The sequence below is a fragment of the Streptomyces sp. NEAU-YJ-81 genome (assembly GCF_017592595.1).
GTDB classification, from domain to species: Bacteria; Actinomycetota; Actinomycetes; order Streptomycetales; family Streptomycetaceae; genus Streptomyces; species Streptomyces hygroscopicus_B.
In genome coordinates this window covers 274,220-291,036 of record NZ_JAGFNO010000009.1, presented here as the reverse complement: position 1 = coordinate 291,036, position 16,817 = coordinate 274,220, and the positions used below count along the sequence as shown (strand labels likewise).

Annotated in this window: 15 protein-coding genes; 10 read left to right on the top strand and 5 right to left on the bottom strand. The window is 71.8% G+C overall.

The genetic code is table 11. The features are described from left to right. Positions 1 to 2 precede the first annotated feature (2 nt). The 3 genes from pucD (at position 3) to J5X86_RS52925 (ending at position 5,469) form a co-directional block, all read left to right on the top strand. Positions 3 to 2,399: a xanthine dehydrogenase subunit D gene (gene pucD, locus J5X86_RS22315; protein ID WP_208518497.1), complete on the top strand. Its 2,397-nt coding sequence runs from the start codon at positions 3 to 5 to the stop codon at positions 2,397 to 2,399. 81 nt (positions 2,400 to 2,480) lie between these two features. Continuing rightward, positions 2,481 to 3,632, top strand: coding sequence for an XdhC/CoxI family protein (locus J5X86_RS22310; RefSeq protein WP_208518542.1), 1,152 nt, complete (start codon positions 2,481 to 2,483; stop codon positions 3,630 to 3,632). A 166-nt stretch (positions 3,633 to 3,798) separates the two neighbouring features. Continuing rightward, entirely contained in the window at positions 3,799 to 5,469 is a 1,671-nt protein-coding gene (locus J5X86_RS52925; protein WP_374229279.1) for a glycoside hydrolase family 6 protein, read from the top strand. A 10-nt stretch (positions 5,470 to 5,479) separates the two neighbouring features. On the opposite strand, the gene J5X86_RS22295 is transcribed toward J5X86_RS52925, so the two are convergent. The 3 genes from J5X86_RS22295 to J5X86_RS22285 form a co-directional block, all read right to left on the bottom strand. Further along, positions 5,480 to 6,373, bottom strand: a complete 894-nt coding sequence (locus tag J5X86_RS22295; RefSeq protein WP_078644543.1) for a phosphatidylinositol-specific phospholipase C — start codon at positions 6,371 to 6,373, stop codon at positions 5,480 to 5,482. A 148-nt stretch (positions 6,374 to 6,521) separates the two neighbouring features. After that, entirely contained in the window at positions 6,522 to 7,709 is a 1,188-nt protein-coding gene (locus J5X86_RS22290) for a magnesium and cobalt transport protein CorA (RefSeq protein ID WP_208518496.1), read from the bottom strand. A gap of 307 nt (positions 7,710 to 8,016) precedes the next feature. Then, positions 8,017 to 8,946: a helix-turn-helix transcriptional regulator gene (locus J5X86_RS22285; RefSeq protein ID WP_208518495.1), complete on the bottom strand. Its 930-nt coding sequence runs from the start codon at positions 8,944 to 8,946 to the stop codon at positions 8,017 to 8,019. A 94-nt stretch (positions 8,947 to 9,040) separates the two neighbouring features. Here J5X86_RS22285 and J5X86_RS22280 point away from each other — a divergent pair, with 94 nt between their 5' ends. Both J5X86_RS22280 and J5X86_RS22275 read left to right on the top strand, forming a co-directional pair. Then, positions 9,041 to 10,750: an AMP-binding protein gene (locus J5X86_RS22280; RefSeq protein ID WP_208518540.1), complete on the top strand. Its 1,710-nt coding sequence runs from the start codon at positions 9,041 to 9,043 to the stop codon at positions 10,748 to 10,750. A 91-nt stretch (positions 10,751 to 10,841) separates the two neighbouring features. Then, on the top strand, positions 10,842 to 12,566 hold the full coding sequence (locus J5X86_RS22275) for an AMP-binding protein (protein WP_208518494.1): 1,725 nt from the start codon (positions 10,842 to 10,844) through the stop codon (positions 12,564 to 12,566). 70 nt (positions 12,567 to 12,636) lie between these two features. Here J5X86_RS22275 and J5X86_RS22270 read toward each other — a convergent pair whose 3' ends face one another. Further along, complete coding sequence (locus J5X86_RS22270; protein ID WP_208518493.1) at positions 12,637 to 13,398, bottom strand: neutral zinc metallopeptidase; 762 nt, start codon at positions 13,396 to 13,398, stop codon at positions 12,637 to 12,639. A gap of 103 nt (positions 13,399 to 13,501) precedes the next feature. After that, entirely contained in the window at positions 13,502 to 14,206 is a 705-nt protein-coding gene (locus tag J5X86_RS22265) for a hypothetical protein (protein ID WP_208518492.1), read from the bottom strand. A gap of 136 nt (positions 14,207 to 14,342) precedes the next feature. Between J5X86_RS22265 and J5X86_RS22260 the strand changes: the two genes are divergently transcribed. From J5X86_RS22260 to pucL, 5 genes are all read left to right on the top strand, one after another. After that, positions 14,343 to 14,594 carry a hypothetical protein gene (locus tag J5X86_RS22260; protein WP_208518491.1) on the top strand — a complete coding sequence of 84 codons (252 nt, stop codon included), beginning with the start codon at positions 14,343 to 14,345 and terminating at the stop codon, positions 14,592 to 14,594. Beyond that, entirely contained in the window at positions 14,591 to 14,962 is a 372-nt protein-coding gene (locus J5X86_RS22255; RefSeq protein ID WP_119991890.1) for a helix-turn-helix domain-containing protein, read from the top strand. The genes J5X86_RS22260 and J5X86_RS22255 overlap by 4 nt, the downstream gene beginning before the upstream one ends. Positions 14,963 to 15,034: 72 nt before the next feature. Further along, entirely contained in the window at positions 15,035 to 15,565 is a 531-nt protein-coding gene (gene uraD / locus J5X86_RS22250) for a 2-oxo-4-hydroxy-4-carboxy-5-ureidoimidazoline decarboxylase (protein ID WP_208518490.1), read from the top strand. Then, positions 15,565 to 15,903: a hydroxyisourate hydrolase gene (gene uraH, locus J5X86_RS22245; RefSeq protein WP_059141798.1), complete on the top strand. Its 339-nt coding sequence runs from the start codon at positions 15,565 to 15,567 to the stop codon at positions 15,901 to 15,903. The genes uraD and uraH overlap by 1 nt, the downstream gene beginning before the upstream one ends. A gap of 5 nt (positions 15,904 to 15,908) precedes the next feature. Next, positions 15,909 to 16,790 (top strand): factor-independent urate hydroxylase, encoded by an 882-nt coding sequence (gene pucL, locus J5X86_RS22240; protein WP_208518489.1) that lies wholly within the window; start codon positions 15,909 to 15,911, stop codon positions 16,788 to 16,790. The last annotated feature ends 27 nt before the right edge of the window (positions 16,791 to 16,817 follow it).

Here is a 16,817-nt window from a genome sequence, read left to right as displayed (position 1 = left end):
CCATGGCAGCCGACCGCACCGCCAGTGCCCCCACCGCCCTCACCCAGGCCACCGGCGCCACCAGGGGGACGATCGGCGAGTCCACCCTGCGCCCCGACGGCACCCTCAAGGTGACCGGCGAGTTCGCGTACTCCTCCGATCTGTGGCACGAGGACATGCTGTGGGGCTTCACCCTCCGCAGCCCGTACGCCCACGCCGCGATCAGGTCCATCGACACCGCCGAGGCGCTCGCCCTGCCCGGGGTGTACGCCGTCATGACCCATGACGATCTGCCCGCCGAGACCCACTACGGCCTGGAGATCCACGACCAGCCCGTGCTCGCGAAGGACCGGGTCCGCTACCACGGCGAGCCCGTCGCGATCGTCGCCGCCGACCACCCCGAGACCGCCCGCCGCGCCGCCGCCCGGATCGCGGTGGAGTACGAGGAGCTGCCGCTGGTCGTCGACGAGGCCACCGCCACCGCACCGGGCGCGCCGCTGCTCCACCCCGGCCGCCGGGACCACCACGCCGCCCACGCCCCGCACCCGAACATCGTGCACCGCCAGCCCGTCCTGCGCGGCGATGTCGCCGCCGCCCGGGCCCGCGCCGATGTGGTGGTCCGCCGGGACTACGAGGTGGGCATGCAGGACCAGGCGTTCCTCGGCCCGGAGTCGGGGCTCGCGGTGCCCGCCGAGGACGGCGGTGTGGACCTCTACATCGCCACCCAGTGGCTGCATGTCGACCGCGATCAGCTCGCCCCGGTCCTCGGGCTGCCCGCCGGCAAGGTGCGGCTGACGCTGTCGGGGGTGGGCGGGGCGTTCGGCGCGCGCGAGGACCTGTCCATGCAGGCGCACGCCTGTCTGCTGGCGCTGCGCACCGGAAAGCCCGTCAAGATCGTCTACAACCGGTACGAATCCTTTTTCGGCCATGTCCACCGCCACCCCGCCAAGCTCACCTATGAACACGGCGCGAGCCGCGACGGCACGCTGCTCTACGTCCAGTGCCGCATCGTCCTGGACGGCGGGGCGTACGCCTCCTCCTCCCCGGCGGTCGTCGGCAACGCCGCCTCCCTGTCGATCGGCCCCTACGTCGTCGAGAACGTCGACGTCGAGGCCATCGCGCTCTACTCCAACAACCCGCCCTGCGGGGCGATGCGCGGCTTCGGCGCCGTCCAGGCGTGCTTCGCCTACGAGGCGCAGATGGACGCGGTGGCGGCCGAACTCGGCCTGGACCCGGTGGAGTTCCGGCAGCGCAACGCCATGTCCCAGGGGGCCACCATGCCCACAGGACAGCTCGTCGACTCCCCGGCCCCGGTCGCCGAGTTGCTGCGCCGGGTCAAGGCGCTGCCGATGCCGCCCGAGCGCGGGTGGGAGGCGGCGGGCGGCCCCGTGGACGTACGGGCCCTGCCGGGCGGGCTGTCCAACACCACCCACGGCGAGGCCGTGGTGCGCGGGGTGGGCTATGCGGTCGGCATCAAGAACGTCGGCTTCTCCGAGGGCTTCGACGACTACTCCACCGCCCGGATCCGGCTGGAAGTGATCGGTGGCGAGCCGGTCGCCCTGGTGCACACCGCGATGGCCGAGGTCGGCCAGGGCGGCGTCACCGTGCACGCCCAGATCGCCCGCACCGAGCTGGGCGTCGACCGCGTCACCATTCACCCGGCCGACACCCGGGTCGGCTCGGCGGGCTCCACCTCCGCCTCCCGCCAGACGTATATGACGGGCGGCGCCGTCAAGCACACCTGTGAGGCGGTCCGGGAGGAGGTGCTGCGGCGCGGCCGGGAGCGGTTCGGCGCCTCCCACCCCGCCTGGGCGGAGCCCGCCCGGCTGCGGCTGGCGGACGGCAAGGTGGTCACCGACGGCGGTGAGGTGATCGGCGACCTCGCCGGGATCCTGGGCGACGAGGCGATCGACCTGGAGCGGGAGTTCCGGCACCGGCCGACCGAGCCGTTCGACCTACGCACCGGCCAGGGCTTCGGCCATGTGCAGTACTCCTTCTGCGCCCATCGCGCGGTCGTCGAGGTCGACACCGAGCTGGGGCTGGTCAAGGTGGTCGAGCTGGCGGCCGCGCAGGACGTGGGCAAGGCGATCAACCCGCTGTCGGTGGTCGGGCAGATCCAGGGCGGTTCCACGCAGGGGCTCGGGCTCGCGGTGATGGAGGAGATCGTCGTCTCGGCGGACGGGGCGCGGGTCCGCAATCCGTCCTTCACGGACTATCTGATCCCCACCATCCTGGACACCCCCGCCATGCCGGTGGACGTGCTGGAGCTGGCCGACGACAACGCCCCGTACGGGCTGCGCGGCGTCGGCGAGGCGCCCACGCTCTCCTCGACCCCGGCCGTCGTCGCCGCCATCCGCGCGGCGACGGGCCTGCCGCTGAAGCGCGTGCCCGTGCGCCCGGAGCACCTGACGGGTACCTGAGGGCAGATATCGGGAGCCGAGTGTGTTGTTCCGGATATCGATGTGCCGCGTATCGATGCGCCGGCCAAGGAGCTGATCACCATGCTGGACATCGCCGCCGAGCTGCACCGCTGGTGCGAGGAGGGCCGGGACTTCGCCGTCGCCACCGTGGTCTCCGTGGGCGGCAGCGCGCCCCGGCAGCCCGGGGCCGCCCTCGCCGTGGACGCCGAGGGCACGGCGATCGGCAGCGTGTCCGGCGGCTGTGTCGAGGGCGCGGTGTACGAGCTGTGCCAGGAGGCGCTGCGCACCGGCGAGACCGTACGGGAGACCTTCGGTTACTCCGACGAGGACGCCTTCGCGGTCGGCCTGACCTGCGGCGGGGTCATCGATGTCCTGGTCACCCCGGCCCCGGCGGCCGACCGCCGGGTGCGCCCGGTGCTGGCCGCCGCCGCGTCCGCCGCCGTCGACGGCCGGACGACGGCGCTGGCCCGGATCGTGGACGGCCCGCCCGAGCTGCTGGGCCGCGCCCTGCTCGTCCGCCCGGACGACGGCTGGGACGGCACCCTGGGCGGCCACCCCGAGCTGGACCGTACGGCGGCCGCGGAGGCCCGCGCCCTGCTGGACGCCGGGCGCACCGCGACCGTGGTCATCGGCGCAGAGGGAAGCCGCTGCGGGCGGCCCGTCACCCTGCTCGCCGAGGCCAGCGTCCCGCCGCCGCGCATGATCGTCTTCGGGGCGGTCGACTTCGCGAGCGCGCTCGTACGGATCGGGAAGTTCCTGAACTACCACGTCACGGTCTGCGACGCCCGTCCGGTCTTCGCGACCGCGCTCCGCTTCCCGGACGCCGACGAGGTGGTCGTCGACTGGCCGCACCGCTATCTGGAGAAGACCGAGGTGGACGCCCGCACGGTGCTGTGCGTGCTCACCCACGACCCGAAGTTCGACGTGCCGCTGCTGGAGCGGGCGCTGCGGCTGCCCGTGGCGTACGTCGGCGCGATGGGCTCCGCCCGCACCCACCGGGACCGGCTGCGGCGGCTGCGCGAGGCCGGGGTGGGCGAGCCGGAGCTGGCCCTGCTGCGCTCCCCGATCGGGCTCGACCTCGGCGCCCGTACGCCCGAGGAGACCGCGCTGTCCATCGCGGGCGAGATCGTCGCGAACCGGCGGGGCGGCAGCGGAACGCCGCTGACGGGTGCCCGGACCCCGATCCACCACGACACCCGGGCGGCCTCGGACCGGATCGACTCGGTCGCCTGACATCACCTGAGATCACATCAGATCACAGAAGGATCGTCTGACATTAGGCCACTCCTGAGCGGGAAAAACCCTCCGCCACCTGGCGGAGGCTTCCTTTGCCGGGCGCCGGTTTCTGAGTGAGAGTCAGGAATCGACCTTGGTTCTGCCGCCCCCCTGGAGTGCGCACGTGCGTAAGAGACGCAAGATTCTCACTGTGTCGACGGCCGTCGTGGCCGCGGCCACCCTGCCCCTGCTGATCAGCCCCGTGGTGAGCGCGGCCGCGCGGGAGGACGACGACGATTCCTCCCGCATCGCCCGCCTCTACGCCCCGCCCCCCGACCGGGACTCCTACCGCCAGGTGGCCCGGCTCGCCTGGCGGGGCGACTTCCGCGACTCCGCCGGGCTCCTCGCCATGGTGCGGACGCCGCAGGCGGTCTGGTACGGCGACGAGACCCCGGAGCAGATCGAGCGGCTGGTCCGCAGGACGACGCGGAGCGCCGACGTGCGGGGGAAGCTGCCGGTCCTCGCCCTCTACAACATCCCGGGCCGTGACTGCGGCAGCTACTCGAGCGGGGGAGCGGACGGACTCGCCGCGTACGAGGCGTGGATCGACGCCGTCGCCGAGGGCATCGGCGGCCGTAAGGTGCTCATCGTCCTCGAACCCGATTCGCTGGCGCTGCTGCCCTCCGACTGCGCCGACGAATCCAACACCGATCAGACCGCCGTCGAGGAGCAGCCCGCCGAGGAACAACTCGCCGGCGAGCAGCAGACGGCCGTCGAGCAGCAGCCCGCCGCCGAGGCACCGCCCACCGATCTGCCCCCGCTGCCCGACCCCGGCGCGTCAACGGCCCCGCCCGCCGCATCGGACGCCCAGGGCACCGGCCAGGACGCCGCGCAGTCCCCGGACGCCCAGTCCCCCGACCCGCGACTCCCCGCCTCCGAGAGCCCGGCCCCCAAGCCTGCCGAGGCCCAGGAGCCCTCCGGCCTCCTGCCCTCCGCATCTCAGAGCCCCGCCCCCGAGCCCTCCGCCGAGCAGCCGAGCACCCTCCCCGAGCTGCCCCCGCTCCCCACGCCCGACCCCATGACCCCAGGCCCGATGACCCCCGACCCCATGACCCCCGACCTCGAGGACGTGGGCGACCTGGACACCCCGGTGGTGGAGGACCAGGAGACCGCCGCCCGTTATTCCGAGATCAACTACGCGGTCGACGCCCTTACCGCGCTCGGCAATACCTCGGTCTACCTGGACGCAGGCCACGCCGGCTGGCACTCCGTCAGGAGCATCGTGCCCCGTCTCATCAAGGCCGGGATCGACCGCGCCACCGGCTTCGCCCTCAACGTCTCCCACTACCAGACCGACCCCGACAGCGCCTGGTACGGCCGGCTGATCTCCTCCTGCCTCGCCTACGCCGACGAGGGCGGAGACCCCGAGGACTGCGCCGACCAGAGCTGGTCACGGCGGCACGCCCGCCGCTGGCTGCACGCCCACGTACCGGACGACCCGGGCCGCATGAAGCACTTCGTCACCGACACCAGCCGCAACGGCCAGGGCCCTTGGACCCCGAGGGCCGCGACGCATCAGCACAACGACGTGCAGTCATGGTGCAACCCCCCGGCGCGGGGCCTGGGCAGGCGCCCCACCACCCGCACGGGCGACGCACTGCTGGATGCCGCGCTGTGGGTGAAGACGCCGGGCGAGTCGGACGGGCGGTGCCTGCGCGGCACCGACGGGCCCCTGGACCCGGTGCGCGGGAGCGTCAACCCCGACGCGGGGGAGTGGTTCCCCGAGCAGGCGCTGGAACTGGTCCGCTACGCGGAACCGTCGGTCAAGGTCTTCCGCCGGTTCCCCGGTCGCTGACGCTCCGCGGTCAGCCCGCCGGATTGTGCCGGACGAGGGCGTCGACCAGGCCGGACGCGGTGTTCGGGAAGTCCATCGGAACGATCCCGAGCCCGGTCCAGCCCTGAGCCTCGGCGCCCTCCAGGAACGACTTCACCTGCGGGTTGAGCCGGTCCGCGTTGGAGCGGGGCGGCAGCAGGGCGGCGGTGGAGACATAGTTCATGAAGAGCTTGCCGGGCTGAGCCGCCGCCTTGCGGAACTGCGCCTCGATCTTCGGGTACTTGCCGAACGGCTCCGCCATGTAGTCGTCCTGGATGTCGAAGAGCCCCCCGTCGCCGTACCGCACCCCCGGCATGTTGTCCGAGTCGGCGAGCAGCACCACCCTGCCCCGGGCCTGGCCCAGGGTGGGGAGGGTGTTGTCCAGGCGGAACAGCGAGCGCCAGCCCTTGTCGTCCAGATAGATGTCGAAGATCCGGCGGAACTCCGCGGCGCTCTCCTCCGAGTACTCCTGCTTGACCCGCATCAGCACGGTCTCCGACGGATGCGCGGAGAGGAAGGAGCGGCAGGCGCCGAGCACATCGTCGAAGTTGAGGTTCTGGTAGAAGGCGCCGTGGTGGATGGGGAAGGCGTTCTCGAAGGCGCGGCAGCGGACGTCCAGGAAGCGGATGCCGCTGCCGAGCTGGTCGGCGATGGTGGTGTTCTGGCACTCGGTCCACGGGCCGCCGAAACGGGCGCCGGAGTCGTGGGTGCCGGGCAGGGTCAGCCGCTGGACCGGAGTGGCGTCGGCGATGGCCGACAGCCAGTCCTGGGCGGCCGACAGCCGGGGCGGCGCGGCGGCCGTGGCCGTCGCGGTACCGCCGACCGCGGTGACCAGCCCCGCGGTGGACAGCGCGGCCGCGCCCCTGAGGAACCCTCGCCGGTCCATACGCGTACTCCCGTCGCTCGCCTGCCCGTGCCGTGCCGCACGGCATCGAAGCACAAACGAGGGGGAGGGGCTACGGAAAGCGGCTGAATCAGCGATTCATCGAGGAAATCCCTTGAATCGCCGATCCAGCCGGAGAGTTGTGGCGCCGTCAGAGCCAGCCGCGGCGCTTGAAGATGACGTACAGGCTGACGCAGACCACCGCCATCAGCACGACCGCGAACGGGTATCCCCACACCCAGTCCAGCTCGGGCATATGGGTGAAGTTCATCCCGTAAATGGTGCCGACCAGTGTGGGGGCGAACAGAATCGCCGCCCATGCGGAGATCTTCTTGACCTCCTCGTTCTGCTCGAAACCCGCCTCGGCCAGCGCGCGCATCTCGGCGTTCTGCTGCTGGGTCACCAGGGTGGCGTTGACGGCGAGGATGTCGGTGAGGGCCGAGCGGAAGCCGTCCACGCGCTCGCTGGTGTGGGTGACGTGGTCGGCGACGTCCCGCAGATAGCGCTGCAGCTCCTCATCGGTGCCGTATTTGTCGAAACCCGCCATCAGCCCGTGCAACATCCCGACCAGGGGACGGGTGGCGCGCTGGAACTCGACCATTTCGCGGGAGAGTTCATAGATGCGCCGCGACACCTCGGGGTCGCCGCGGAAGACCTCGGTCTCGATCTCGTCGATGTCGTTCTGCACCCCCGCCACCACCGGGGCATAGCCGTCCACGGCCGCGTCGAGGATCGCGTACAGCACCGCCTCGGGGCCCAGCGCCAGCAGCTCGGGGGTGGACTCCATCCGGCCGCGCACCGCGGACAGGTCAGGGGCGGCGCCGTGCCGGACGGTGATGACGAAGTCGGGGCCCACGAAGACATGCAGCTCGCCGAAGTCGACCTCCTCCGGCGCGTCGAGATAGCGGGCGGCGCGCAGCACCACGAAGAGCGTCTCGCCGTAGCGCTCCAGCTTGGGCCGCTGATGGGCCTCCAGCGCGTCCTCGATGGCCAGCTTGTGCAGATCGAACTCCTCGGCGAGTGAGAGCAGCTCCGCCTCGCTCGGCCGGTACAGCCCGATCCACGCCATCGCGCCCGTCTCCTCGCGCAGCCGCCGGTAGGTGGCGGCCAGGGTGCCGGGGGTGCCGACGCGGCGGCCGTCGCGGTACACGGCGGCTTCCACCACGCTGCGCTCGTCCGGCTCACGCGGGGTTCCATCGGCGGCGGTCCGCTGCTCGTCGCGCGGCGGGCCCGGGGGTGCCGGGGCGGGGCGCGGGGCGGCGTCGGCCCGGTTCGCCCCGCCGGGGCGCAGCCAGGGGTACCGCCTCGTGGGGCGGGGGGTGCGGCGGCGCTCGGACATAGGGGGTCCTTTACGGCTAGCGGGCTCGGGCTCGGAGGGGCGCCACCTCCGGGCCGAGCCGGGTGTCGCGCTCAGCGCGTCCGGGCCGGAGCGGCGCCTCGCGGCATACGACTGGGAGGCTCACTGTCCATGGACCTCTCCTCCTGTCGCGAGCACTGACCTCAGTGCAGGATATCGCCCCATATGACCGTGGTGCGTCCCGGGGGAGCGGTGGGCGAGGCAATAGTTGCTTCAGATCAAGCGTTTTTGGCGGGAGCATCGGCCCCGGGCCACGGAAGCCGCCACCGGCGCCCGCACCCGCCGTCTGTTACGGCAAGAGCCCCGCACGGCGAGCCTCGACCACCGCGTGGAGGCGGGTGTTGGCCCCCAACTTCCGCATGGACGACCGCAGATAGCTCTTGACCGTCTCCGGCCGCAACCCCAGCCGCTCCGCCGCCGTCGAATTCGTCGCCCCCGAGGCCACACATGCCAGCACGTCCACCTCGCGCGGCGACAGCTCCACCCCGCTCCCTCCGTTCCGGTGCTCCCGCTGCCTGCCGCGCCCCGACGAGGCCCTGGCCAGCCGGGAGCAGGCGGTGAGTATCTCCTCGCGAAGCTGGGGGTCGGGCACCCGGTGCGCCAGGGCCCGCAGATCGCCGTGGGCCTCGCGCACCTCCTCCCACACCGCCGGGTCGGTCTCCTCCGCCGACGGCTCCCACCGCGGTCCCGGCGGCTGCCCCCGCCGCTGGCGCGCCTCCGTCAGCAGCCGCTGCGCCTCCTCCCGCACCGCCAGCTCCTGCGCCAGTTCGCTCTCCAGTACGCGTTCCAGTTCGCGCGCCGACTCCACGGCCGCGCTCAGCGCCCGGTCGCCGAGCACCAGCGGCTGGCGCAGCGCGCCGTACAGCACCCCGCGCACCCGCCCGCGCACCACCACCGGCACCGCGAGCATCGAGCGCAGCCCCTCCGCGCCCACCGCCGCGTCGTACTCATGGCTGATCGCCCGTGAAGTGGGGTAGTCCGCCACCGAGATCGGCCGGGACATGGTGAGGACCTTGCCGCCGAGGCCGTTGCCGGGTGTGATGGCCAGACCCCGCAGGGAGTTGGTCGTGGTGCCGGCGAGTTCCGAGATCCGGAACTGCCGTGAGCCCGAGAACAGCCCGCCGAACGCGACGGGCAGGCCACCACGCCGGCGCATCCGCTGCAGCGTGCTCCGTACGTCGACGGCCCCGTCCGATCCCGTCACGGCCACCTCCCGCATCCAGCGCCACCCCCGTCCGGGGGTAGTGAGACTCAGATCACCCGTCGCACGATGCTAGCGAGCGGTACGCCATTCAGGAGGACAAGTGACAGCAATGAATCCGGCTCACGACTTCCGCGAGGCACGGGACTTCCTGCTCGACCACCGGGAGGACTACGCGGCGGCGTACCAAGGGTTCGGCTGGCCACGCCCGGAGCGGTTCAACTGGGCCCTGGACTGGTTCGACGGGATCGCCGGACGAAGCGGCGACCGTACCGCCCTGCACATCGTCGAGGAGGACGGCAGCGAGATCCGGCTGACCTTCGAGGAGCTGCGCCGCCGCTCCGACCGGGCCGCGAACTGGCTGCGCGACCGCGGCGTCCGGGCCGGTGACCGCATCGTGGTCATGCTCGGCAACCAGGTCGAGCTGTGGGAGACCGCGCTGGCCGCGATGAAGCTGCGCGCCGTCGTCATCCCCGCCACCCCGCTGCTCGGCCCGCTCGACCTCGCCGACCGCATCGAGCGCGGCCGGGCGGCGCATGTGGTCGTGCGGGGCGCGGACACGGAGAAGTTCGCGGAGGTGCCGGGCGACTACACCCGGATCGCGGTCGGCGGCGCGCCCGAGGGCTGGCTGGCCTACGAGGACGCCGGGACCGCGGGCATCACGGTGGACACCACGGCGGACGGCGCGGGGGACGACGAGCCCTTCGTCCCCGACGGGCCGACCCTCGCCACCGACCCCCTGATGCTGTACTTCACCTCCGGCACCACCGCCCGCCCCAAGCTGGTCGAGCACACCCACATCTCGTATCCCATCGGGCATCTGGCGACGATGTACTGGATCGGGGTCAGGCCGGGCGATGTCCACCTCAACATCTCCTCGCCCGGATGGGCCAAGCACGCCTGGTCCAATCTCTTCGCCCCCTGGAACGCCGAGGCCACCGTCTTCGTCCACAACTACACGCGCTTCGACGCCACCCGCCTGATGGCCGAGATGGACCGCTGCTCCATCACCACCTTCTGCGCCCCGCCCACCGTCTGGCGGATGCTCATCCAGGCCGATCTCACCCAGCTTCGCACCCCGCCCCGGGAGGCCCTTGCCGCGGGCGAGCCGCTCAACCCCGAGGTGATCGAGCATGTGCGGCGCGCCTGGGGGGTGACCATCCGGGACGGCTTCGGCCAGACCGAGACCGCCGTTCAGGTGGCCAACACCCCCGGACAGCCGCTCAAGCCCGGCTCGATGGGACGGCCGACCCCCGGGTTCCGGGTCGTCCTGCTGGATCCGGTGACCGGCCGGCCCGGTGAGGAGGGCGAGATCTGCCTCGACCTCACCGGTCCCGAGGGCCGTCCCGTCGGTCTGATGACCGGCTACGAGGGCGACGGGGAGCGCACCGCCGAGGCCACCGCGGGCGGTTACTACCGCACCGGAGACATCGGATCGCGCGACGCGGACGGCTACATCACCTACATCGGCCGCGCCGACGACGTCTTCAAGGCGTCCGACTACAAGATCTCGCCGTTCGAGCTGGAGAGCGCGCTGCTGGAGCACGAGGCGGTCGCCGAGGCCGCCGTCGTACCGGCCCCCGACCCGGTGCGGCTGGCCGTGCCGAAGGCGTACATCGTGCTGGCGGAGGGCTGGGAGCCCGGCGCGGACACCGCGAAGGCGCTGTTCGCGCACTCCCGGGCGGTGCTCGCGCCGTACAAGCGGATCCGCCGATTGGAGTTCGCCGACCTCCCCAAGACGGTTTCCGGAAAGATTCGCCGGATCGAGCTACGTGAACGCACGGCACAGGGTGGCGGTATCGAGTTTTATGAGGAGATCTGATGACTGACGCTCATATGATGACCCACCCGCACGAACGTGAAGGCGTACGTGACCGTGAAGGCGTACGTGCCCATGAACCCAAGGAGCTCCCATGACCGACCTCACGTCTGACCCACCAAGCCCAGCGGGGCTCTCCTACACCAGCGGAGCCGGGGACCTCCCGCTGCTCGGCGACACCATCGGCGCCAATCTGGCCCGTGCCGTCGAGCTGTACGGCGACCGCGAGGCGCTCGTCGACGTCCCCTCCGGCCGCCGCTGGACCTACGCCGAGTTCGGCAGGTCGGTCGAGGAGGTCGCGCTCGGGCTGATGGCCATGGGGGTCGCCAAGGGCGACCGGGTCGGCATCTGGGCCATCAACTGCCCCGAATGGGTGCTGTTGCAGTACGCCACCGCCCGCATCGGCGCCATCATGGTCAATATCAACCCCGCGTACCGCGTCCACGAGTTGCGGTACGTACTCCAGCAGGCCGGAATCTCGGTCCTGGTCTCCTCCATCGAGCACAAGACCAGCGACTACCGGCGGATGGTCGAGCAGGTGCGATCGGCCTGCTCCTCGCTGCGCGATGTCATCTACATCGGCGACCGGACCTGGGACGGGCTGGTGCGCGCCGGGGGCGGTGTGGCCCCCGAGCGGCTCGCCGAGCGCGAGGCCCGGATCAGCTGCGACGACGCGGTCAACATCCAGTACACCTCCGGCACCACCGGCTTCCCCAAGGGCGCCACCCTCTCCCACCACAACATCCTCAACAACGGCTTCTTCGTGGGGGAGACGGTCCGCTACACCGCCGAGGACCGGATCTGCGTGCCGGTGCCCTTCTACCACTGCTTCGGCATGGTGATGGGCAACCTCGCGGCCACCAGCCACGGCGCCTGCGTGGTCATCCCCGCCCCCACCTTCGACCCCGTCGCCACTCTGGCCGCCGTCGAACGGGAGCGCTGCACCTCGCTGTACGGCGTCCCCACCATGTTCATCGCCGAGCTGGCCCTGCCGGACTTCGCCACCTTCGACCTCAGCTCGCTGCGCACCGGGATCATGGCCGGATCGCCCTGCCCGGTGGAGGTGATGCGGCGGGTGGTCGCCGAGATGCATATGGCGGAGGTGTCCATCTGCTACGGCATGACCGAGACCTCACCGGTCTCCGCCCAGACCCGGCCCGACGACGACCTCGTCCGCCGCACCTCGACGGTCGGCCGGGTGCTGCCGCATGTCGAGGTCAAGATCGTCGACCCGGTGACCGGGGCGACCGTGCCCCGCGGCACCCGCGGCGAACTGTGCACCCGCGGCTACTCGGTGATGCTCGGCTACTGGCAGGAGCCCGAGCGGACCGCCGAGGCGATCGACTCGGCGCGCTGGATGCACACCGGCGACCTCGCGGTGATGGACGGCGAGGGATACATCCAGATCGTCGGCCGGATCAAGGACATGATCGTCCGCGGTGGGGAGAACGTCTATCCGCGGGAGATCGAGGAGTTTCTGCACACCCACCCCAAGGTGGCGGATGTGCAGGTCGTCGGCGTACCGGACGAGAAGTACGGCGAGGAGGTCCTGGCCTGCGTCATCCTGCGCGAGGGCGCCAAGACCCTCACCCGCGATGAGCTCGCCCGCTTCTGCCGGGGCCGCCTCGCCCACTACAAGGTCCCCCGCTATCTGCGTCTCATGGACGGCTTCCCGATGACGGTCAGCGGCAAGGTCCGCAAGGTCGAGCTGCGCGAGGCGGCTGCCCGGGAGCTGCTGGCCGAGACCCGGTCGGAGGCCGGTCCGGCCAGATCCGAAGTGCTGGTCGAGCGGGCCGAGCCGCAGACCGCGCCGAGCTGATGAGTTGCGGGCCCCTCTACTACAGCGGGGGCCCACACCCCCGCCACAGCGGGGGCCCACACCCCGCCCGTCACTGGACGACGTTCGGCAGGCACGACTTCACCCCGGATCGCGCGCCGCGGCTGAAGTAGGAGACCCGCTGGGAGGCGTCGCCGTGGTCGGAGATGTCGGTCCACGGGGTCCTGTCGGCGAGTGCGGTCAGGGCGTCCGCCAGCTCCTCGGTATCACCCTCCTCGAAGGTCAGCGTCCCGTCCTGGGCGGCGCCGAAGAGGACCGCCCCGGCCAGGCAGTCGGCCTGCAGCTCACGGGCGAGGTCGACCAGGCCCGCGTCCAGACGATTCTGGACGGCGTGGCCCCACTCATGGGCGATCACCAGATAGACCCAGGCGTCGCCCCGCGCATGGCCCCAGCGCATCAGGTCCATGTCCCACGCTATGTAGTCGCCGTCCGGGCAGTAGACGGCGTTGTCGTCGGGGAGTGGTTCACTGCCGCACGCCGGCGTACCGGGGGTGTCGCCGTCGTAGGCCCCCAGGATTCTGGGCGGGTTGTAGCCGCCGGTGAACAGCTCGGGCCAGTGGGTCTGCCAGTAGGTGGTGGTGACGGAGACCGCCGCGTCGATGTCCTCCTCCACACCTTTTCCGTCGTCGGTGCCATCAGGGCTGGTGAGGGGGGTGGGCGTGCCCGGTGTGGCGCCGGATGGGGGCCCGGGTGCGGCCGAGGAGCTCTCCACCGTGGGCGGCGGCGCATCGCCGCCCCCGCAGCCGGTCACCAGAAGCAGGGTCAGGGCGGCGACGAGCGGAGCCCATGACCTCGGGTACCACGGAGCAGCCATCGTTTCGGCCTCCGGCCGGTCGAGCGGATGGGACGGGTGAACGGTGGAGGGCGGTGCCTCAACGGAAGCGTTCCCCGGCCCTGAGCGCAAGAGCCGACCGGGGTCAGCCGTCCGGCGGACCCATCCGGATCAGTACGTCCGCCGGGTCGTTGACGGGCTGCGGGGTGCCGGTGAGGTCCATGATGAACAGCGGCAGATGGAGCGCGTCGGCGCGCGCCCGCGCCTCCCGCGCATAGCCCGCGAGCGAGAAGAAGACGCTCATGGCCGACTTCTGGAGCCCGTTCAGCCACAGGCATTCGATGTCCCGCAGCCCGGTCGGGCGGGTGGTCGGATCGACCTGGGCGACGACGCCCGTCCCGTAGAGGTCCACCCCGGACGCGGCCCGGTCCTCCGAGGGCCGCAGGCTGTGGAAGCCGAGCCACTTCAGATACAGCGCGGCGGCGGTGACCGCGTCCCGCGCCGTACGGATCGTCACCGGCCGGAAGGCGGGGCGCCGTACGACCGGGCCGCCGTGCCCGGCCACCGCGCCCGGGCCGGCCCAGGGCGGCGCGGCGGCGACGGGGACGCGGACCACCGCGCCGCAGTCGCAGCCCAGTTCCGGCTGCGGCCAGTGGCCCTGGTGGCCGCAGGACGGGCAGTTCACCGCCACCCAGAGGTTCTCCCAGGTGCGGTGGCCGACCTCCTCCGGAGCCCCGTCGCGGAGGACGGGCAGGGTGACCGGCGCGCCGCACGAACAGGGGAAGGTGGGCGGCGTGAACGACTGCTCGCGACGGCACGCGGGACAACGCACCGGCACGTTGTCTGTCATCGGGGCGCTCCGTGGACGGGGGCGGATGCGGTATGCGTCCATGGTCCCCGAAGCGGGCGGCCGCGGCGAGGTACTTGGGCGTTCTGTCCCCCGCGATGGGGGCGCCGTGTTACGGCTGACGCAGTAGGTTTGCGGCGTGAGATTGAGGGTTGAGTTCACCACCGAACCGTTCGACCTCGACGAGGTGCCGCCGCACGCCGTCGTGGCCCGCGAGACCGTCCAGGCCGCCCCGCTGGACGCCGTCGACGTCGGCCCCTTCGGCAACACCGCGGAAGGCGGGGCGGAGGCGGTGCTGGCGGCCGTCGACCGGCTCCTGCGCAGCTCCCTCGAAGCCGGTGCCACCCGGATTTCGCTCCAGGTCAACGTGGTCGGGGAGGGCGAGGCGTGAGCGTACCCGCCGACCACCCCTTCGCCGCCGCAGTGCAACCGCTCGTGGACGCCATGGGCGGCGAGATGATCGCCCCGGACCGGGCCCGGGGCGACGATGTGGTGCTCTCCTGGGAGGGCCGCCCGGTGGTCGCCGTAAGGCTGCCGCATATCTCGGACTCGCTCGACCACATCCTCGCCGACCTCCAGCGCCGCCATGGCGTGCCGCTCTCGGCCCTCGACCGCAAGACCAAGCAGTCCGTCGTCCGCCACCTCGAACAGCGCGGCGCCTTCTCGGTGCGCCACGGCGTCGAAACGGTCGCCGGAGCCCTCGGCGTGAGCCGCTTCACCGTTTACAACTACCTCAACCGAGAGAAGAGCGGGGACTGACCGCGCCCGCCGTTACGCGCATTTTTCAACAAAGTGTTGACGCCCGGCGAGGGTGCCTTCTAGCTTGCGAGAGTGACTTCCAGTGCTCCGCCGGGGCTGGCCCGGTTCAACGCGGTGGACGACCGCGACGCCGCCGGGCTGCTGCACGAGGTGTGCGCCAGCCGGGCCTGGGGCGCGGCGGTCGCGGGCGGGCGGCCGTACGCCACGGTCGGGGAGCTGCTCGCCGCCGCCGACGCGGCCATGGCCGGGCTGACCGCCGCCGACCTGGCCGAGGCGATGGCCGCGCATCCGCCCATCGGGCGGCCGGCGCCGGGCGACGCCGCCTCGGCCCGCGAGCAGAGCGGGGTACGGGACGCGGAGCGCGCGGAGCTGCTGGAGCTGAACCTCGCGTACCAGGAGCGCCACGGCCATGTCTTCCTGATCTGTGCCACCGGCCGCACCGGCGAGGAGATGCTGGCGGCCCTGCGCGAGCGGATCCGCCATGACACCGACACCGAGCGCGAGATCGTCCGTACCGAACTGGGAAAGATCAACCGGATCCGGCTGACCCGGCTGACGGAAACCCTTCGGGCCCCGCGGGCCCCGGCGGAAGGAGAGCGGTGATGGCGAGCGGCGCCACCTCCGTGTCCACGCACATCCTGGACACCAGCATCGGCCGCCCCGCCGTGGGCGTGGTCGTCGAGCTGTCCGTCCGCTCGGGGCCCGGCGCGCAGTGGACGGCGCACGCCGACTCCCTGACCGACGCCGACGGGCGCTGCAAGGATCTGCCCGACCTCCCCGAGGGCACCACCCACGCACGGCTGCGCTTCGAGACCGGGCCGTATCTGACCCACGCCTTCTTCCCGGAGGTCGCGGTCGCCTTCGCCGTCGAGCCGGGCGAGCACTACCACGTACCGCTGCTGCTCACCCCGTTCGGCTACTCCGTCTACCGAGGGAGCTAGCACCCATGCCCACGCTCGGCCCGAACAGTTACGGCAAAGCCGAAACCCGCGTCGTGCGGGTGGTGCGCGACGGCGCCGTGCACCACCTCAAGGACCTCAATGTCTCGGTGGCGCTGTCCGGAGAGATGGACGCGGTCCACCTCTCCGGCAGCAACGCCAACGTCCTGACGACCGACGCCACCAAGAACACCGTGTACGCCTTCGCCAAGGAGCACGGCATCGACACGGCCGAGGAGTTCGGCATCCGGCTGGCCCGCCACTTCGTCACCAGCCAGGAGCCGATCCACCGCGCCCGCATCCGCGTCGAGGAGTACGCCTGGGAGCGGATCGAGACGGCCGGGAGCGCCGCGCACTCCTTCGTCCGCCGCGGCCAGGAGGTCCGTACCGCCCAGATCGCCTACGACGGCGAGCGCTGGGAGGTGGTCTCCGGGCTCACCGGCCTCACCGTCCTGAACACCACGGACTCCGAGTTCTGGGGCTATGTCAAGGACCGGTACACCACGCTCGAGGAGACCCGCGACCGCGTCCTGGCCACCGATGTGCACGCCCGCTGGCGCTACGGCTGGAGCGATGACACCCGGCCCATGCCCGACTGGGACCACGGCCACGAGGAGGCGCGCGGTCATCTGCTGAGCGCCTTCGCCGAGACCTACTCCCTCTCGCTCCAGCAGACGCTCTACGAGATGGGCGCGCGCGTCATCGAGCGGCGCCCCGAGGTCGAGGAGATACGGCTCTCGCTGCCCAACAAGCACCACTTCCTGGTCGATCTGGAACCCTTCGGCCTCACCAACGACAACGAGGTCTACTTCGCCGCCGACCGGCCGTACGGGCTCATCGAGGCCACCGTGCTGCGGGACGGCGCCGAGCCCCGGCTCCCCGCCGGCTGACCGGCTCCCATTGACTCATCTGACGGA